At 58.8% G+C, this 17,556-nt stretch carries 15 protein-coding genes; 9 read left to right on the top strand and 6 right to left on the bottom strand.

Going from position 1 to position 17,556, the window contains the following annotated elements; all coding sequences use genetic code 11:
* The first annotated feature begins 91 nt into the window (after positions 1–91).
* Positions 92–1,363, top strand: coding sequence for a SpoIIE family protein phosphatase (locus ACR0I8_RS04105; RefSeq protein ID WP_170689545.1), 1,272 nt, complete (start codon positions 92–94; stop codon positions 1,361–1,363).
* A gap of 99 nt (positions 1,364–1,462) precedes the next feature.
* Here ACR0I8_RS04105 and ACR0I8_RS04110 read toward each other — a convergent pair whose 3' ends face one another.
* Positions 1,463–1,906: an NUDIX hydrolase gene (locus ACR0I8_RS04110; protein WP_170689543.1), complete on the bottom strand. Its 444-nt coding sequence runs from the start codon at positions 1,904–1,906 to the stop codon at positions 1,463–1,465.
* Positions 1,907–1,982: 76 nt separating this feature from the next.
* On the opposite strand from ACR0I8_RS04110, the gene hslO reads away from it, so the two are divergent.
* The 8 genes from hslO to ACR0I8_RS04150 all read left to right on the top strand — a co-directional run bounded on the left by hslO (position 1,983) and on the right by ACR0I8_RS04150 (position 11,213).
* Positions 1,983–2,969 (top strand): Hsp33 family molecular chaperone HslO, encoded by a 987-nt coding sequence (gene hslO / locus ACR0I8_RS04115; RefSeq protein ID WP_170689541.1) that lies wholly within the window; start codon positions 1,983–1,985, stop codon positions 2,967–2,969.
* The gene (locus ACR0I8_RS04120) at positions 2,962–3,558 is read left to right on the top strand and encodes a CoA pyrophosphatase (protein WP_170689539.1); all 597 of its coding nucleotides are present in this window, start codon (positions 2,962–2,964) and stop codon (positions 3,556–3,558) included. The genes hslO and ACR0I8_RS04120 overlap by 8 nt, the downstream gene beginning before the upstream one ends.
* Positions 3,555–4,709: a CCA tRNA nucleotidyltransferase gene (locus ACR0I8_RS04125; RefSeq protein WP_170689538.1), complete on the top strand. Its 1,155-nt coding sequence runs from the start codon at positions 3,555–3,557 to the stop codon at positions 4,707–4,709. Before ACR0I8_RS04120 ends, ACR0I8_RS04125 begins: the two co-directional genes overlap by 4 nt.
* A 192-nt stretch (positions 4,710–4,901) precedes the next feature.
* Positions 4,902–6,740, top strand: coding sequence for an ABC transporter ATP-binding protein (locus ACR0I8_RS04130; protein ID WP_170689536.1), 1,839 nt, complete (start codon positions 4,902–4,904; stop codon positions 6,738–6,740).
* Positions 6,737–8,569, top strand: a complete 1,833-nt coding sequence (locus ACR0I8_RS04135; RefSeq protein ID WP_170689535.1) for an ABC transporter ATP-binding protein — start codon at positions 6,737–6,739, stop codon at positions 8,567–8,569. Before ACR0I8_RS04130 ends, ACR0I8_RS04135 begins: the two co-directional genes overlap by 4 nt.
* 38 nt (positions 8,570–8,607) lie before the next feature.
* Positions 8,608–9,837, top strand: a complete 1,230-nt coding sequence (locus tag ACR0I8_RS04140; protein ID WP_170689533.1) for a class I SAM-dependent RNA methyltransferase — start codon at positions 8,608–8,610, stop codon at positions 9,835–9,837.
* Between the two features lie 14 nt (positions 9,838–9,851).
* Positions 9,852–10,637 carry an ion transporter gene (locus tag ACR0I8_RS04145; protein WP_170689532.1) on the top strand — a complete coding sequence of 262 codons (786 nt, stop codon included), beginning with the start codon at positions 9,852–9,854 and terminating at the stop codon, positions 10,635–10,637.
* A gap of 57 nt (positions 10,638–10,694) precedes the next feature.
* Positions 10,695–11,213: a L,D-transpeptidase family protein gene (locus ACR0I8_RS04150; RefSeq protein WP_170380233.1), complete on the top strand. Its 519-nt coding sequence runs from the start codon at positions 10,695–10,697 to the stop codon at positions 11,211–11,213.
* Here ACR0I8_RS04150 and ACR0I8_RS04155 read toward each other — a convergent pair.
* The 5 genes from ACR0I8_RS04155 to galE all read right to left on the bottom strand — a co-directional run bounded on the left by ACR0I8_RS04155 (position 11,210) and on the right by galE (position 17,537).
* Entirely contained in the window at positions 11,210–12,631 is a 1,422-nt protein-coding gene (locus ACR0I8_RS04155) for a nodulation protein NodH (protein ID WP_170689530.1), read from the bottom strand. The genes ACR0I8_RS04150 and ACR0I8_RS04155 overlap by 4 nt on opposite strands.
* A 6-nt stretch (positions 12,632–12,637) precedes the next feature.
* A complete protein-coding gene (locus ACR0I8_RS04160; protein WP_170689528.1) occupies positions 12,638–14,338 on the bottom strand; it encodes a DUF5927 domain-containing protein in 1,701 nt (566 codons plus the stop codon).
* Positions 14,335–15,321, bottom strand: coding sequence for a glycosyltransferase family 2 protein (locus tag ACR0I8_RS04165; RefSeq protein ID WP_170689527.1), 987 nt, complete (start codon positions 15,319–15,321; stop codon positions 14,335–14,337). The genes ACR0I8_RS04160 and ACR0I8_RS04165 overlap by 4 nt, the downstream gene beginning before the upstream one ends.
* Positions 15,322–15,481: 160 nt before the next feature.
* On the bottom strand, positions 15,482–16,528 hold the full coding sequence (locus ACR0I8_RS04170; protein ID WP_170689526.1) for a glycosyltransferase family 2 protein: 1,047 nt from the start codon (positions 16,526–16,528) through the stop codon (positions 15,482–15,484).
* A 7-nt stretch (positions 16,529–16,535) separates the two neighbouring features.
* The gene (gene galE, locus ACR0I8_RS04175; RefSeq protein ID WP_170689525.1) at positions 16,536–17,537 is read right to left on the bottom strand and encodes a UDP-glucose 4-epimerase GalE; all 1,002 of its coding nucleotides are present in this window, start codon (positions 17,535–17,537) and stop codon (positions 16,536–16,538) included.
* Positions 17,538–17,556: the final 19 nt, after the last annotated feature.

Below are 17,556 nucleotides of genomic sequence, written 5' to 3' on the forward strand. Positions count from 1 at the left end.
GCGTCGGCCCCAATTGGCCTTCACTCGATGTTAAGCCCCAGACGCGTAGGGTCGCACCATCCCGAGAAAAGGAAGCGTGTGGGGTTGCAGAGTGCCAGCGGCAAGTCTTGAGGAAACCAGATCCGATCTGGACTTCGGTGCAATCCGGAGGGTGCTGGTGGTAGACGACAGCCGCCTGCAACGGCGCATTCTGGTGGCCTCGCTCAAGAAATGGGGTTTTGAGGTTCTTGAGGCCGACAATGGCGAGGCGGCGATAGATATCTGCACCGAAGCCGCGCCGGACCTTGTTCTCAGCGATTGGGTCATGCCAGGGATGAGCGGCCTTGAGTTCTGCCGCGCATTCCGCGCGCTTGAGGCGGAACATTACAGCTATTTCATCCTGCTTACCTCCAAAAGCGAAAAACAGGAGGTGGCGCGCGGTCTGGATGCAGGCGCAGATGACTTCCTGATCAAACCGCTTGAGGCGGATGAGCTGCGCGCGCGTATCTCGGCCGGGGCGCGAATTCTGAATATGCAGCGTGAGTTGTCACAGAAGAACCGACTGATCGAATCCGCCCTACAAGAGCTGAAACTGGCGCATGAGGCCATCGACAAGGACCTGATCCAAGCCCGCAAAATACAGGAATCGCTGGTGCCGGACCTCACGCAAGAATTCGGTAAATCGCGTGTCAGCCTGTTGTTGAAGCCTTGCGGACATATCGGAGGCGATCTGGTGGGGATGTTCTCACCCGGTCCGAACCGCCTTGGGTTCTACAGCATTGATGTATCTGGTCACGGCATCACCTCGGCGATGATGACGGCGCGGTTGGGCGGTTATCTGTCCAGCAAACATTTCGAACAGAACGTCGCAATGGAAAAGCGGTTTGACAAATTCTACGCTTTGCTTCCCCCGGAGGATGTCGCGGGGATGCTGAATTCCCGATTGCTGGCGGATGCCGGGATAGAAGAGTATTTTACGATGGTCTATGCCATTGTCGATTTGCGCAACGGGCATATCAGGATGGTTCAGGCGGGGCATCCACATCCGTTGATGCTGCGACGCGATGGCACGACCGAGTTTCTGGGCGAAGGTGGGCTGCCCATCGGGTTGATCCCGGATGTGAAGTTTCAGCAGATTGAGGCGAAGATGGAGCCTGGGGACCGGTTATTGCTGCATTCAGACGGGTTCACAGAATGTGCTTTGGCCGAAGGCGGATTGCTGGATGAGGATGGCTTGCGGAAGATGGCGCTCGACTGTGCGGCGGATCGCGGCGAGCCTGAGTTTCTGGACGATCTGTTCTGGCGCCTGACACAGGTGATGTCACCTGACAGCGGTATGGGGGACGATGTCTCGGCCGTGTTCTTTGAATACAATGGGGCCTAGTGCGTTTCGGGTTTACCTGAATCATCAAATGACAAGAATGTCCCGAAAACGCCGAAAGCGTGGCAGGGTATTCGTGTCGCAGGTTTAATGCGAAACGATCTAAAGCCCGCGAAGATGCAGCATCGCGAAATGGCGATCACCATCATTGCCCAGCGTTTCAACCGCATCGGCGGCATGCATCCAGAGCGCTTCGTGGAACGGCTCGCTCGGTGGTCCCAGACGGCGCACGGGCCGCGCTTGATAGATCAGGCACACCTTCTCGGCCCAGAGGTCATATTCCGGCATAAAGGTGAACCTACGGAACGCCCCGACTCGACGGGGTGCAGCGATCAGCCAGCCCGTTTCCTCGAACACTTCGCGGTGCAGAGCGGTTGTAGGCGATTCGCCCGGATCTATGCCGCCGCCGGGCAGTTGTAGATCCGGCCCCGGTTCGGTCTGACAGGTCAAAAGAAGGTGCCCGGCGCGGGGCAGCAACGCGTAGACTCCGACCCGCCGAGTGTACTTGCGCCCGGGTTCAGGGGTTTCACCGAACCGTCTGATCATGTATGGCCCCTTACAACCCAATCTCTGCGACCTATATGGTGCCGGTATGCCAACCCTTGGCGTGTAAGGAAACCCCATGTCTCTTGGAACAAAAATCGCGTGGGACGATACCGTCCTGCCCTTTCAACTCGATGTATCGGACATGCGCGGGCGCGTGGCCCGTCTCGATGGCGTGTTGGACGGCATCCTGAAACAGCATGACTATCCAGAAAAGGTTGAGGCCTTGGTGGCCGAGATGGCCCTGCTGACCGCGTTGATCGGCCAGACTGTCTCGCTTCGCTGGAAGCTGTCATTGCAGGTGCAGTCCAAGGGTCCGGTGCGCATGATTGCCACGGACTACTATGCGCCACAGAAAGAGGGTGAGCCGGCCCGCATCCGCGCTTACGCCAGTTTCGACCGCGATCGTCTGACCGATGGCGCGCCCTTCGATCAGGTGGGTGAGGGTTATTTCGCGATCATGATCGACCAGGGCGAAGGCACGCAGCCTTATCAGGGCATCACTCCGCTGGCCGGAGGCTCGATCAGCGCCTGTGCCGAAGCCTATTTTGCGCAGTCCGAGCAGCTGCCCACCCGGTTCTCGCTGAGCTTTGGCAAATCGACCGAGCCGGGTGTGGGTGAGCATTGGCGCGCAGGCGGCATCATGTTGCAGCATATGCCCAAAGCCTCGCCTTTCGCGGCGTCCAGCGAAGGCACCGGAGAGATCCTGACCGCCACTGATCTGGTAGATGGCGAAGAAGGTGAGAACTGGGGCCGCGTCAATATTCTGCTGGACACGGTCGAGGATCTTGAACTGATCGGCCCCTCGATTGCGCCAACCGATCTGCTGGTGCGTCTGTTCCACGAGGAAAACCCACGGGTCTATGACGCGCAGCAGGTACAGTTCGGCTGTACCTGCTCGGAAGAGCGTGTGCGCCAAAGCCTGTCGATCTATTCGGCCAAGGACATTGAAAAGATGACCACGTCTGAGGGTCAGGTTACCGCCGATTGTCAGTTCTGCGGCGCGCATTACGTGCTGGACCCTGCCACTGTGGGTTTTGACGCCGAAGACAACAAAAGTGTCTGAGTTAGAGACGCAACTCCGGACGGCTTTGGCTCGTCCGGGCCATGGGTCCAGTGATTTTGACCTGAACCCAGACACCGTGCTGCCGCCGGGGCGCAAATTGCGACCGGCGGGGGTGCTGGTGCCGATCACGGTCGCGGACGGGATGCCACGGCTGATCCTGACCAAACGCTCCTCGGCGTTGAAGCACCACCCCGGCCAGATCGCCTTTCCCGGCGGCAAACAGGATGAAGGTGACGCGGATGTCACCGCCGCTGCCCTTCGCGAGGCGCGGGAAGAGGTCGGTCTGTCCATCAATCTTCCCGAGGTTCTGGGCTTTTTGCCCACGCATGAAACCGTCACGTCCTTCTCGGTCACTCCGGTGGTGGCAATCATCCGGCAGGGCTTCGACCCGGTGCCTGAACCCGGCGAAGTAGACGAAATTTTCTCGGTTCCTCTTGCACATGTGCTGGACCCTGCGAATTATGTGATCGAGTCGCGTCGTTGGCAGGGGACAAGACGGAAGTATTTCGCCGTGCCCTATGGCCCTTATTACATATGGGGCGCGACCGCCCGCATATTGCGCGGGCTTGCAGCACGGGTGAGAGAATGAAGCAAATCAGCGCGGCTTGGGTTTCGGACCCTGCGACACAAAAGGTATGCGCGGCCCTCACGGATGGCGGTGCGCAAGCGCTGTTTGTGGGGGGATGTGTGCGCAACGCGCTTTTGGGCGCGCCGGTGTCGGACATTGATATCGCAACGGATGCGCATCCCAAAAGGGTGCTGGAGCTGGCGCAGAGCGCGGGGCTCAAGGCGATTCCTACTGGGATTGATCACGGAACGATAACTGTGGTCTGCAATCACATCCCGCATGAGATCACCACCTTTCGCCGTGACGTGGAAACCGATGGCCGCCGCGCGGTCGTGGCCTTCTCGGACAAGGTGGAAGAGGATGCAGCCCGGCGCGATTTTACAATGAACGCGATCTACGCAAAGCCAGATGGTGCCGTGTTAGACCCGCTTTTGGGCCTGCCGGACCTTCAGGCGCGCCGCGTTCGGTTCATCGGAACTGCAGAAAACCGCATCCGCGAAGACTACCTGCGATCCCTGCGCTATTTCCGGTTTCATGCCTGGTACGGAGATGTCGAGGCCGGGTTCGACCCGGATGCTCTGGCCGCGATTGCAGCGAACCTGGACGGTTTGTACAACTTGTCGCGGGAACGTGTCGGGGCCGAGTTGCTGAAACTGTTGGGTGCGCCCGATCCGGCCCCTTCCGTTGCCGCAATGCGCAGCACGGGAGTACTGGCGCAGCTTCTGCCGGGCGCGGATGATCGCGCCTTGGCGCCTTTGGTCGCCATTGAGCAGGCCGCAGGTGCCGGACCGGACGCGGTGCGCAGACTGGCGGCCATCGCCGCGCCTGAGGACGCGGAGACGCTGCGCCTGAGCCGCAACCAGCTGCAACGCCTGACCCGGATGAGGGATGAGGCGCAGGCCTCGACCAGTGTGGCCGAACTGGGCTACCGTTACGGCGACGAAGGCGGCTTGCACGAAACACTACTGCGATGCGCGTTTCTGGAGCGCCCCTGGTCAGAGGATCTGCGCACAGCGCTGCATTCCGGGGCCACCGCGCAGTTCCCGATCAAGGCGACGGACCTCATCCCCAACTTTTCTGGCCCTGCGCTGGGCAAGAAACTGGCCGATCTGGAAGCAAGCTGGATCGCATCTGGCTTTACCCTGACGCGCGAGGATTTGCTGGCCGGGTAGCACGAAGTCTCAAAAGGGGATGACAAATCAGAATGTTTGTGCTTACGTGCGCCTGTCACATGGATGGAGGACTGCGAATGTATTACGGGATCTGGTTCGGCTAAAGCCGGGACGCTTACCCCGTATAGGGTGGTGTTCAGGCGCCATTCTTCTTCGCATGTCTAATTTTCTGCTCAATCGGAGCACTCCCCTATGTTTCGCTATTTCGAAAACCTCGTTGACCCTTTTGGCCCCTATAAAGAAGCCGACGCGCCACCAACCAAGCTGTGGCCGTTCATGCTGGACTATTCGCGCCCGTTCTATCGGGTGTTTGCCTGGGCGGCGCTAATCTCGATCATCGTGGCCGGGGTCGAGATCGGGTTGATCGCCTATATGGGTCGCGTGGTCGATCTGCTGGGTGGAACTCCGGCCGAAGTTTGGCAGAACCACGGGACTGAGCTGTTGCTTATGGCTGCGTTTGTCCTGCTGCTGCGTCCGTTGCTGCATTTGATCGACGTACTGCTGCTCAACAACACGATCCTGCCGAACTTTGGCACACTGATCCGCTGGCGGGCGCATAAACATGTTCTACGTCAGTCGGTTGGCTGGTTCGAGAATGACTTTGCTGGGCGGATTGCCAACCGGATCATGCAGACCCCTCCTGCTGCGGGCGAGGTGGTGTTCCAGGTCTTTGACGCGATTTCGTTCTCGCTCGCGTATCTGATTGGCGCGGCGATTCTGCTCTATGCGGCGGACCCGAGATTGTTGATCCCGCTGCTGATCTGGTTTGCTCTATACGCGCTGTTGGTGCGCTGGACGATTCAGCGCGTTGGCCCGGCGTCCAAGGCGGCGTCCGATGCGCGCTCGACCGTGACGGGGCGTGTGGTGGACAGCTACACCAATATCCACTCGGTCAAGATGTTCGCCCATGGCCGGCAAGAGATGGACTATGCCCGCGAAGCCATCGAAGAGACGCGCCGCACCTTCCAGATCGAAATGCGAATCTTTACCATCATGGACGCGGTTCTGGTTACACTGAACGGCCTGCTGATCGTGGGCGTCGTGGGATGGGCGATTTCCCTGTGGATGCAGGGCACGGCCTCGGTTGGTGTTGTTGCTGCGGCGACTGCCTTGACCCTGCGCCTAAACGCGATGACCGGGTGGATCATGTGGGCGCTGACCAGTTTCTTCCGCCAACTTGGCATTGTCGCTGAGGGGATGGAGACCATTGCTCAGCCAATCGACCTGCTGGATGCACCTACGGCGAAGCCATTGCAACTGAGCAAAGGCAAGATCGAAATCAACGATCTGTCCCACCACTATGGGCGTGAGGCCGGAGGTTTGAACCACATCAACCTGACCATTCAACCGGGTGAGAAGATTGGCCTGATCGGGCGCTCCGGGGCCGGAAAATCGACCCTAGTAAAGCTTCTTTTGCGATTCTATGACGTTGAGCGAGGGGCAATTCTGATCGACGATCAGAACATTGCGCAGGTCACGCAGGACAGTTTGCGCAGCCGTATCGGCATGGTCCAGCAGGACAGCGCTTTGCTGCACCGGTCGGTGCGCGACAATATCCTCTATGGCCGTCCGGACGCGACCGAGGATCAGATGATCGCCGCCGCCAAACAGGCCGAAGCGCATGAGTTCATTCTCGACCTGCAGGACCCTCAGGGCAGAACCGGGTATGACGCGCATGTGGGTGAGCGTGGCGTGAAGCTATCAGGAGGTCAGCGGCAGCGGGTCACGCTGGCGCGGGTCATTCTGAAGGACGCGCCGATTTTGCTGTTGGATGAGGCGACATCCGCCCTAGATTCCGAGGTCGAAGCGTCCATTCAGGAAACCCTTTACGGTATGATGCAAGGAAAAACCGTTATTGCCATTGCCCACAGGCTCAGCACTATCGCTCAGATGGACCGTATTCTGGTGATGGATACGGGCCGGATCGTGGAAGAGGGCGCGCATGCCGATCTTTTGGCGCAGGGTGGCCTTTACGCGCAGTTCTGGGCGCGGCAATCTGGCGGCTTCATGAATCCGGAGGCCGCTGAATGAGGGCTGCCGACCTCATCAACCCGTTCAAGAACATCGAGACGCCCCCACCACAAACGCTGGGGGCGTTCATTCGCTGGAGTCTGTCAGGCGCTTGGCCCATGCTGTTTGTCGCGGCGGCGTTCTCGGCGATCGCTGGCGCGATGGAGGCCGCCACCGCCTGGATTCTGGGCCGGGTCATCGATGTCGCCACCTCGGGCGGGCCCGAGCATTTTCTGACCGCTGAGAATATCTGGATGATTGTCGGCGCGGCGGTGTTCTTCATGGTGATCCGCCCGATCCTGTTTGGCCTGTCCTCGGTGTCGAACAACTACATCGTCATGCCGAACATCCCGCCCTTGGTTCTGGCCAAGCTGAACCGTTGGACACTGGGTCAGTCAGTCACCTATTTCGACGACGATTTTGCCGGTCGGATTGCGCAGAAACAGATGCAAACCTCGAACGCGATGGCCTCGGTCGTGTCGGAAACGATCAGTGCGATTGTCTTCGCTTTGGCGTCTCTTGTTGGATCTTTGCTTTTGTTAGGGTCTATTCACCCGTTGGTGATGCTGCCCTTTGCGGGTTGGCTGGTGGTCTATTTCACGCTGGTCCGCTGGTATCTGCCCCGCATTCGCAAACGCTCGGCCGCGCGGGCGGGCGCACGGGCGATGGTGTCGGGGCAGGTGGTGGATACGATCACCAATATCAAAACCGTCAAGCTGTTCGCCCACTCCGCTTATGAAGATCAGACAGCGCGAAACGCGATGGTCGACCTGCGCGAAAGATCTCTGGATTTCGGCAAACTCTCCGCCGCGTTCCGGTTCATCCTTATGGTTCTGGCAGGTGTTCTGCCCGTGATGCTGCTGGGTGCAACGCTTTGGCTTTGGCAACTGGGCATGGCGACGGCCGGAGACATTGTGGCGGCGGGTGCGGTTGCGATCCGCATTTCCCAAATGACGGGCTGGGTCAGCTTCACGCTGATGGGTCTCTACGCGAATGTTGGCGAGATCGAAAACGGCATGAAAACGCTGGCCAAGCGGGACCGGGTTGAGGACGCCGCAGCAGCCAAGGACCTTGCCGTGTCTCAGGGCGGCATTGCGTTTGAGTCCGTCAGCTTTGCCTATGGTCGGGATATTGGCGGGGTTTCTGATCTGAACTTGACGATCGCACCGGGCGAAAAGCTGGGCATCGTTGGGGCGTCAGGTGCGGGCAAATCCACCCTCGTTTCGCTGTTGTTGCGGCTCTATGACGGGGAAAAAGGCGTGATTTCGATTGACGGGCAGGATGTGTCGCAAGTAACCCAAGACAGCCTGCGCCGTCAGATCGGGATGGTCACGCAGGAAACCGCCATGTTCAACCGTTCGGCGCGTGAGAACATTCTGTACGGTCGTCCCGATGCGTCCGAGGCCGAGATGATCGAGGCCGCCGAGAAGGCCGAAGCCCATAAGTTCATCCTGAGCCTCGAAGACGCGCAAGGCCGGAAAGGCTACGACGCGCACTTGGGTGAGCGAGGCGTGAAACTCAGCGGTGGACAACGGCAGCGGATCGCCCTGGCCCGCGCCATTCTTAAGGACGCGCCTATCCTTGTGCTGGACGAGGCGACCTCGGCGCTAGATTCCGAGGTCGAGGCCTCGATCCAGACTGCGCTGCATCGGGTGATGGAGGGTAAAACCGTGCTTGCCATCGCGCATCGCCTGTCGACCCTCAGCGAGATGGACCGGATCGTCGTGCTGGATCAGGGGCGGATCGTTGAAGCCGGCACGCATGAGGCGCTTTTGGACCAGGGCGGGCTGTATGCGCGGTTCTGGCATCGCCAGTCGGGTGGTTTCATTCAGGCCGAGGCTGCAGAATAAGGGTTTTGTTGCAGGCGAAGCCCGGCTATCAGGCCCCCATGACGCAGCAATTCACCATCAACCGCCTTGGTCATCAAGGCGACGGTATCGCAGACGGCCCTGTCTATATTCCCCGGACTTTGCCGGGCGAAGTGGTCAGCGGAACTTTGGTCGGCCAGCTACTGGAAGACATGCGGGTGGAAACCCCTTCAGATCAACGGGTTAAAGCCCCGTGCCGCCACTACAAAGCCTGCGGAGGCTGCCAGTTGCAGCACGCCTCGGACGCGTTTGTGGCGGATTGGAAGGTGGAAATCGTGCGCACAGCACTGTCTGCACAGGGCCTTGAGGCCCCGATGCGGCCGATCCACACTTCGCCCGAGCGGTCTCGTCGGCGGGCAACGATTGCCGTGCAGCGGACGAAGAAAGGCACGCTGGCCGGATTTCACGGTCGCGCGTCCGATACGATCACCGAAATCCCAGATTGCCATCTCCTGGACCCGGCCCTGATCGCCGCGATCCCGGTCGCCGAGGCGCTGGCGCTGCTGGGTGGCAGCCGCAAAGGTGTACTGGCGGTTGCGCTGACCCTGTCCGAGGGCGGTCTGGATATCGCGGTGTCAGGCGGCAAGCCCTTGGACGGCCCGCTGGAGCTTGCCTTGGCACAAGCGACCGAGAAACACGGGCTGGCGCGCCTCAGCTGGGATGGTGAGGTGATCGCGATGCGGCAACCACCAGTCCAGCGCTTTGGAATCGCCGGGGTCATCCCGCCACCGGGGGCCTTTCTGCAGGCCACAAAGGACGGAGAACAGGCTCTAACACAGGCTGTTTTGGAAGCCACGCAAGGTGCAAGGCGGGTTGTGGACTTGTTTGCCGGGAGTGGAACCTTCTCTCTACCGCTCGCGCAAGAGGTCGAGGTTCACGCGGTCGAAGGTGAATCCGCTATGACGCAGGCACTTAATCAGGGATGGCGCAAGGCCACGGGGTTGAAACGCGTCACCTGTGAGGCCCGTGATCTGTTCCGGCGCCCTCTAATGCCGGATGAGTTCAAGGGCTTTGATGCCGTGGTCCTTGACCCGCCGCGTGCGGGGGCCGAAGCGCAGGTCGCAGAACTTGCGCAGGCGCAGCCCCCGGTGATCGCCTATGTCTCGTGCAACCCCATTACCTTTGCGCGGGATGCAAAAACGCTAGTTGATGCAGGCTACGCCCTTGAATGGGTGCAGGTCGTTGACCAATTTCGGTGGTCGTCCCATACGGAACTGGCCGCGCGGTTTGTGCTGAACCCCGCACGTTAAGGAGACAGCAACCCATGGCGTTCAAACAGCGCTTGCAGAACATCATCGAAGCCCCCTTTTTCGGGCAGTTCATCACGGCAGTGATCATCTTCAACGCGATTCTGCTGGGGATGGAGACCTCGCCAACGCTGATGGATGCAGCGGGGCCGCTGATCGTCATTCTCGATAAGCTGTGCCTTGCGGTTTTCGTGGTTGAGATCGCGATGAAGCTGATCGTCTCAGGCCGCAACTTCTTCAAGAGCGGCTGGAATCTGTTTGATTTCACGATCGTCGGCATCGCTCTGGTCCCAAGCGCGGGCGGTTTGTCGGTGCTGCGGGCCCTACGAATCCTGCGAGTCTTGCGCGTGATCTCAGTTGCACCGCGCCTGCGCCGGGTGGTCGAAGGCTTTATATCGGCCCTTCCAGGCATGGCCAGCGTTTTCCTGCTGATGGCGATTCTGTTTTATATTGGCGCGGTGATCTCGACCAAGTTGTTCTCTTATTCCTTCCCGGCTTGGTTTGGGGATCTGGGCCTGTCAGCTTATACGCTGTTCCAGATCATGACGCTGGAAAGCTGGTCCATGGGCATCGTGCGTCCTGTGATGGAGGTCTACCCCTACGCCTGGCTGTTCTTTGTGCCCTTCATAATGGTCACCACCTTCGCAGTTGTGAACTTGCTGGTCGGTCTGATCGTGAATTCGATGCAGGATGCGCACCACGCCGAGGACGAAGTGAAGACCGATGCCTACCGAGATGAGGTGCTGGAGCGGCTGGAAGCCATAGAGCGCCGACTAATTGAGCAATCAAACATCAAAAAGTGATTTCAGTTTTTTCAGTTTTTGGCATAATACCCAAAAAAAAGCAGCAGGCAGTGAATCATGGATCGTCGAGCATTTGGATTGGGTGCAATGGCAACGCTGAGCCTTTCGGCTTGTGCCTCAGCCGGACCCAGATTTCTGACATATGATGGACCCGAGGTGACCTCGCTGGTCGTCAACAAGAGCGCGCGCAAGATGTACCTTTTGCATCATGAGCATGTCTTGCGGGAATATGATGTTGATCTGGGCTTTGCGCCCAATGGCACCAAAACCAAGCGTGGTGATGGTCGGACCCCAGAGGGGAGCTACCTGATCGATCGGCGCAACCCGAGAAGCCGCTATCATCTGTCTTTGGGTATTTCCTATCCCAACTCACAGGATGTAGCTCAGGCCAAGGCGGCGGGCGTTGATCCGGGTGGTGATATCTTTATCCACGGTCAGCCCAGTCTGCGGTCGGAGCTTAAGCGCGCCAAGAAGACCCCGGACTGGACCGCCGGATGCATCGCCGTCAAGAATAACGAGATCGAAGAGATCTATGCGATGGTCAACAAAGGTACGCTGATCACTCTGCGTCCCTAGCGCCAGGGCCCAAACCCGAATTTCGCATAGTCGCGCTGGTAGGCCTTTGCTGCCAGCGCCTCGAGTTGTGCGTCGTAAATCTCTTCCAATCCGTAGGGCGTATCCGCAGCGCGGATTTCAGGCGTGGGTGGGTTTGCGTTCCCCAAGCTTGCGGCGAGATCGGGTAGAGCGGTCTGCAGGTCATCTTCTCGCAGGATCAGGTCGGGCAGGGCGATAGGCGTCATGGCCTCAATCACCTTTGACTGGCTGCACCACATCGCATCGACCCGGATCGGGGTTTGGCCGTTCAGATTGTGGTGTAGGAACGTCAGGAAAGCCGTAAATGCCGCATGGTGCTGATCCTTCGAGTAGTTCTTTTTACGCAACTGTCCGGGGATCGGCAGTTTGAACCGATTGCGCAGCATGTGGCGGATATCGGCATAGTCCTCATGGTCCTTGGCCAGAACATAGTCGCAAAAGGCATTATGCGCGCGAGCGATCGGATGTTGCAGGATAGTGAATTTGCGGTGCCCGGGATGGGTTCGCATCCAGCTTTCGACTGCGTCCGGGGTGTCGTGCAAAGCATCCTCGTCGCATCCATCCATCCGCGCCAACCATTGGGCAATAGCAGGCTCTAACCCGCCGGGAATCGGTAGAAACAGCAGTGGTGTTGTCGGTGCCGCGATACATTTTTGCAGCGTTGGCGCGCGTCGTGGTTCCAGATCTGGCGTGCGGTGCAAGGCGAAACGGTCCATTCCTGACACTGAACGCGCCATCTCGTCCGGGTTGGTCACCTTGGTCACAGCGGCTGACGGGTTCTGTGGCTTGAGCGTATCGTCCAGCGCATCCAACCGCCCGACCGCTCCGAGCCACTTGGCGAGACCGTTCAAAACCTCAAGATCGTCCAGGTCATCATAGTTGATGTAAAAGGGGGTCTGGCCCGATCTTTGCAGGTGGTTAAGCAGAGACGTCTGATAAGAGGCGAGGGTGTCGACGTAGTCCGAGAACTCAGCCGCGTCGAATTCGACCGTTTCTTCCAACCGGCGCTTGATATTCTTCAACTGCCATTGCTTGGTTTTCCGAACGATCTTCAGCGAAAGATAGCTGTCCAGCGGATTGCGGCTGAGGATGATTTTGGCGCAGAGCGGGTCGTTTAGGACCTCAGGCAGGATGCGCGGGTCGTGTTCCTGAAAATACCGAAACCCGTGCAACCCGTCCGGGGCTGCGCGGATCGCTGTCAGGAGTTTCCCGGGATCTTGGTCCCTTTCGTCCAGTGTTAGACCCAGAATATGATCTGATTTCACCCGCCCGATGAAATGCGGGTTGAAGGCCTCACCATGGCAAGTGAGGCCGTCGATCCGGTTCAAGTTGGCCTCTAACAGGTTTGATCCGGTGCGCATCGCACCCAGGATTACGAACGATTCAAAGGGACCGGCCATCGGGGATCACTGCACCAGATAAGGTTTGCGGAAAGGCTTGGTGCGGGTTCCAAACACATCATCGACGGGGAAGTCGCCCATCAGTTGCGGGTGCATGCCCTGGTTCTTGAGGTTCTGGAGGAATTGCCCAAAGCCGGCCAGATCGACCATAAGCGGGGCCTCGGTCAGGTGGCGGGACGTCTGTGGTGCGATCTCGTCCAGAATGGTTTGCAGAGGCTCCATCGGGGCCTCAATGAAATCTGCCAGCGTCCAGCTCCGCACACGCGCTTTTGTCCAAACCGAGCTTAGCACCTCAAGCTGTTTGCTTTCGATCTGTTGCAAGCGGGCAGCTTCGCAGCGGATATCGGCGAAGTTCATGTTTGACCGGAACAGCGGAATCGCCCACGCCCCGGTAATCACCGAGATCTGCGCGTTCTTGTCCCGCGCCAGAAACCAGTTGATGTCCTGCGTGTCTCGCGGGCCGAACTGGAAACACTGGCGCTGACCGCGTGTGTTCCAGATCAGGTTCGACAGGAACGCCTTGGGGTTATAGTCGCGCAACGTGGCACTGTCGCTGAGCGCGCCATTGGTGATCGTCTCATCCTGCGCGAATTCGGCGCGGTTTGCGGCAAAGAGGTGCCCGTGAACCCGTGTGTTGGTCGCAGTTTCCAGCCAGGTTTCGAACTCTTCAAACAGGTCCGAGAACCCCTGAAACACCGAATAACCCGCAGCCGTCAGACCGTTCTCGCTGCCGTGGCGGGGAAAGCGGCTTTGCATATAGAGGCCATCTCGCCCATGAGTGCGCCGCTCGACCGCCTTGGAGAAAACGCGGTCGATCTTGCCCGGGTTAGGTTCGGCCGGCCGCATCGCGCTGGTCTGGTCGGTCAGGAAAGAGTGATAAAGTCTCTCGGCCCGGGGCCAGATTTTACGGGCAACAAAGCAGTCCGACCGGCGTAGCAGTTGCAGGTGGTCATCGTAAAAGATGTGGGGCCGCCCCTGGTAGTCGAATTTCGACAGGGTCAGGGACCGGCTTTCGATATGCGTGGAGTAGAGCCGCGCAAGTGTCTGAAAATAGCTTTCATCCGGTATCCAGACATGGCGGAAATAGCGGTCATAGACCTTACGCCTGGGGTCTTGCAAAATAGCCGAGAGGGTCTGCCGCGTCAGGCACCACCATTGGCTGCCCATATGCGGAGTCAAACCGTCTGGGATGCTGCGGCGCATGCCGGTCGCCCGTTGCAGTTTTACATAGGCGTCAAACAGTTTGCGCTGATTGCGCCAGGAAAACGGGAACCGCAGGGTAAAGCGTTCATGGTCCAGCCCACCGATCGTCCAGCTGACATCGGCGGTAGTAGCACTTTCGATGAAATCGACGCGGGGACGGTCGGACAGGTAGTCGATCAGCTCTTGCACCGGGCGCAGAGGCAGACACGCGCCGGACGATAGGAAGACATGCCGCACGTCCGGGAAGCTCTCCAGCATCTGCTCGGATGCGGATTGTGAGGCCGCGACGATACCCCAACGGCCCCAATCGCACGTATGACGCTCCGAGAAACCGATTAGGGGGTTGTCCGCGCAGGAGGCGACAAAGTTTGAATACGTCTTTTCGGCGACCTTGCCGTCCGCGTGAATCACAACAGGGCAGCCCGCGGCGGTCCAATGGCGGGCAACCTGCTCCGCCCGGTCCAGGGCGGTATGCACCAGCATAACGATGCCAAGCGAACTCATGCCCAGTTTCCTTTCGACATGAGGCCCAGAATCTCAAGCTGCCGCCAGTTGATATATTGCTGCGACCAATCGCAGCGAAAAATGGGCTGCTCCTCTAGCTGTTTGGCGTAAGCCTTGTACTCACCGGACCCGCGATAGTGCTGCCTGCGCTGCATCTCTTCGCGTGCCTTGTCGCCTAGGGTGTTGATCAGCTTGGCATGCAACAGCGCGCCACTGGTCTTTTCCCCACCCCATTCGTCATAAACTTGGTTCAAACCCCTCGGCAGCAGCGAATGGGTTGAGCTGATATAGACATAGCGCCGATCCCACTTCACTAAGGGTATCTTGTTCAGTGCCGGGGCCTTCGAGGGGTTGTCCTGAAAGAAAACACGGGCCCTTGGGCCACCCTGAATCCACAGGTTCTTATATTCGGGGTTCTTGGAAATCATGTAATTCCCGGCATCGAACCAACGCGCTATTTCAAACGGGTCCTGACCCTCGTGATAGGGTTCATCGTCTACAGGACCTTCGGGATACATGTCGATCAGCATGGTGCCGAAACTGCGCACCGCACAGCTGTCCAGCCAGTCGGTCAGCGCGCTGATCGGGCGGGTGTCGCAGAACGGATAGATAAAGAACTCATCAGGATCGACGGTCAGAACCCAATGTCCATGCGCATATTTGCGCAGCAGATAGTTGGACCAGTCCAGCCCGAAACCCGCTTTTTTGTAGCTGGTTTTCGTCTGCCAGACCGAGACATCGGGCTGCGTGCGCAGAAACTCGAGGCTGCCGTCATCGCTGTAATTGTCGACAAACAGAAAATGGTTCACGCCCAGCTTGCGGTAGTAGTCCAGAAAGAAGGGCAGGCGGATCTTCTCATTACGGACAACGCTCATCAGCAACACATCGTACGGGCGGATGGCGGCGGTATTCGTGCTGATGGGCTTCAGCTCACGCCGTCTTTTGACGCAGCGCACGAGACGGCGCTTGCGCCGCAACCTCATGCGATAAGATTCCAAAAGGCCCACGCGACTGCCCAACCCTTGTTATTGACGCGAGCTTCCCCGGATTGATTGCTGAGTGTCCAACACCCGGATTCCGCCGACTATGCCATTTTTTCATCTTGAGGGGCAATGCATTTACAACAGGTTAGTGACCCTAACCCTACTGATCCGGCCAATACCCCGCATTCATCAGCCCCAGTTGCTGTAGTTTTAACCAACCGGTATATGCCTCGGACTGGTCGGTCCACATATCCGGCTGCGCGATGATCCCATCATAGTATGTCTGGAATTGGTCGGGATCATGAAAATGCTGGCGGCGATTTTTCTCGATCTGCGACTTTGCGGTGATCTCGGGCAGGAACTTCGTGTGCAAAAGTAGGCCCGATGGCGCGGCTCCGTTCGGCCCATCATAGAGCGCGTTAAGATGTCGGGGCAGCGCGGAATGGGTTGAGTTTACATAGGCATAGCGCCGGGACCATTTGATCAGAGGAATCTTGTTCAAAGTCGGTGAGCGCTGGCGTGTATTGGCGAAAAACACCCGCTCGCGCGCGCCGCCCTGGACCCATAGATTACCCATAGGGGTTTGCCGTTGCGCGCGGTAAGGGCCGGCGTCGAACCAGTTTAGGACCTCGGTCGGATCACTTTCCGGGTCGTGCGTTTGCGACCCCAGCGGGCCTTTCGGGTAGAGATCCAGCATCAAAGCGCCGAACCCGGCGCGGCCTTGCCCCTCCAGCCAACGAGTAAGGTCTTGCAAGGGTCGGGTGTCCTGATGCGCGTAGATCAGCAACTCATCCGCGTCGACTGTCAGGCACCAATGGCCGTGGCCATACCGGATTTGCAGCGAGGTCAGCCAATCCAGCCCAAAGCGCGCGGCGCGGTAGCTTGCTTGAGTGTGCCAAAGCGAAACGTCAGGTTGCTGCGCGAGATACTCGGTGGATCCGTCGTCGCTGCCATTATCCACGATCAGAAAATGGTCGACGCCCAAGGCGCGGTAGTGCCGGAAAAACCACGGTAGACGTTCCAACTCGTTGCGCAGGGTGACGAAGGTCAGAATATTTCCGCGCTGGATGTCCAAGGTTCTGTTCTGCAAACAGGCCAACTGGTGCCGGCTGCGCCAGGATTGCCACAGCAGCCTACGCCGTTTCCAATGCAGCCGGTATTTCTGGGCCGGGCTGATGCGGGGAAGCTGGGTGCTGACGGGGGTCAACGGCGGCTCATTTCTCGTAGGTGCCGGTTTGATGCCAGCGCCACGCGTCGGTAATCATAGTCTCTATCGTTGAGCGTTTTGGCCTCCAGCCCAGCTCTCCTTCGGCGCGCTCCGAGCCTGACACCAGCTTGGTGCAATCACCTGCGCGGCGCGGTCCGACGTTGTAGGCAACAGTGCGGTTGGTGACGGTTTTGGACTGCTCGATAACTTCAAGAACCGAGAATCCCGAGCCGGTACCCAGATTGAACACACGGCTGTCCTTGCCCTGCTGCAGCCAGTTCAAGCCCAGGACACGTGCATCGACCAGATCGCAAACATGCACGTAGTCGCGGATGCAGGTGCCGTCTGGCGTGTCGTAGTCTGTGCCGAACACAGTCAAGCCATTCCGTTTGCCATCAATTGCATCCAGTATCAGCGGGATCAGATGGGTCTCAGGCCGGTGGAGCTCTCCAATCTCGCCTTCGGGATCGGCACCGGCCACATTGAAATAGCGGAAGATCACATGGCGCAGGCCATGAGCAGCCTCAAAATCCCGCAGTATTTCCTCGATTGTGCGCTTTGAGGCTCCATAAGCGTTAATCGGGTGCTGGGGCGTATCCTCATCCAGCACCACATCGTTGTGGTCGCCATAGGTTGCGCAGGTCGAGGAAAATACGAAATCTAGACAGCCTGAGGCCACCGCGGCCTCGATCAGAGTTAGCGAGCCAGTCACATTGTTTGACCAATAGCGCGCGGGTTGTTTCATGGCTTCTCCCACCTGGCTGAGCGCTGCGAAATGTATCACGGCCTGAGGTTGATATTTGGCAAAAACCTCATCCAACCGTGCACGGTCCAGCAGGTCTCGCCGCTCAAACGGGCCAAACTTGACCGCATCCTGCCAACCGGTGACAAGATTGTCGTAGGTCACCGGCACAAAGCCTGCTCGCGCCAGCGCCTTGCAAGCGTGAGAGCCGATATACCCCGCACCACCTGTGACAAGGATCGTTTTTGTATCAGGTCCAGTGGTCATAGTTGGGTGCTTCTAAGCC

This window comes from Ruegeria sp. BG9 (assembly GCF_056538305.1).

Coding starts and splice junctions, on each gene's coding strand:
- ACR0I8_RS04160 (WP_170689528.1), bottom strand. CDS start 14,338: ATGAGTTCGCTTGGCATCGTTATGCTGGTGCATACCGCCCTGGACCGG.
- ACR0I8_RS04150 (WP_170380233.1), top strand. CDS start 10,695: ATGGATCGTCGAGCATTTGGATTGGGTGCAATGGCAACGCTGAGCCTT.
- ACR0I8_RS04155 (WP_170689530.1), bottom strand. CDS start 12,631: ATGGCCGGTCCCTTTGAATCGTTCGTAATCCTGGGTGCGATGCGCACC.
- hslO (WP_170689541.1), top strand. CDS start 1,983: ATGTCTCTTGGAACAAAAATCGCGTGGGACGATACCGTCCTGCCCTTT.
- ACR0I8_RS04135 (WP_170689535.1), top strand. CDS start 6,737: ATGAGGGCTGCCGACCTCATCAACCCGTTCAAGAACATCGAGACGCCC.
- ACR0I8_RS04125 (WP_170689538.1), top strand. CDS start 3,555: ATGAAGCAAATCAGCGCGGCTTGGGTTTCGGACCCTGCGACACAAAAG.
- ACR0I8_RS04130 (WP_170689536.1), top strand. CDS start 4,902: ATGTTTCGCTATTTCGAAAACCTCGTTGACCCTTTTGGCCCCTATAAA.
- ACR0I8_RS04140 (WP_170689533.1), top strand. CDS start 8,608: ATGACGCAGCAATTCACCATCAACCGCCTTGGTCATCAAGGCGACGGT.
- ACR0I8_RS04165 (WP_170689527.1), bottom strand. CDS start 15,321: ATGAGGTTGCGGCGCAAGCGCCGTCTCGTGCGCTGCGTCAAAAGACGG.
- galE (WP_170689525.1), bottom strand. CDS start 17,537: ATGACCACTGGACCTGATACAAAAACGATCCTTGTCACAGGTGGTGCG.
- ACR0I8_RS04145 (WP_170689532.1), top strand. CDS start 9,852: ATGGCGTTCAAACAGCGCTTGCAGAACATCATCGAAGCCCCCTTTTTC.
- ACR0I8_RS04110 (WP_170689543.1), bottom strand. CDS start 1,906: ATGATCAGACGGTTCGGTGAAACCCCTGAACCCGGGCGCAAGTACACT.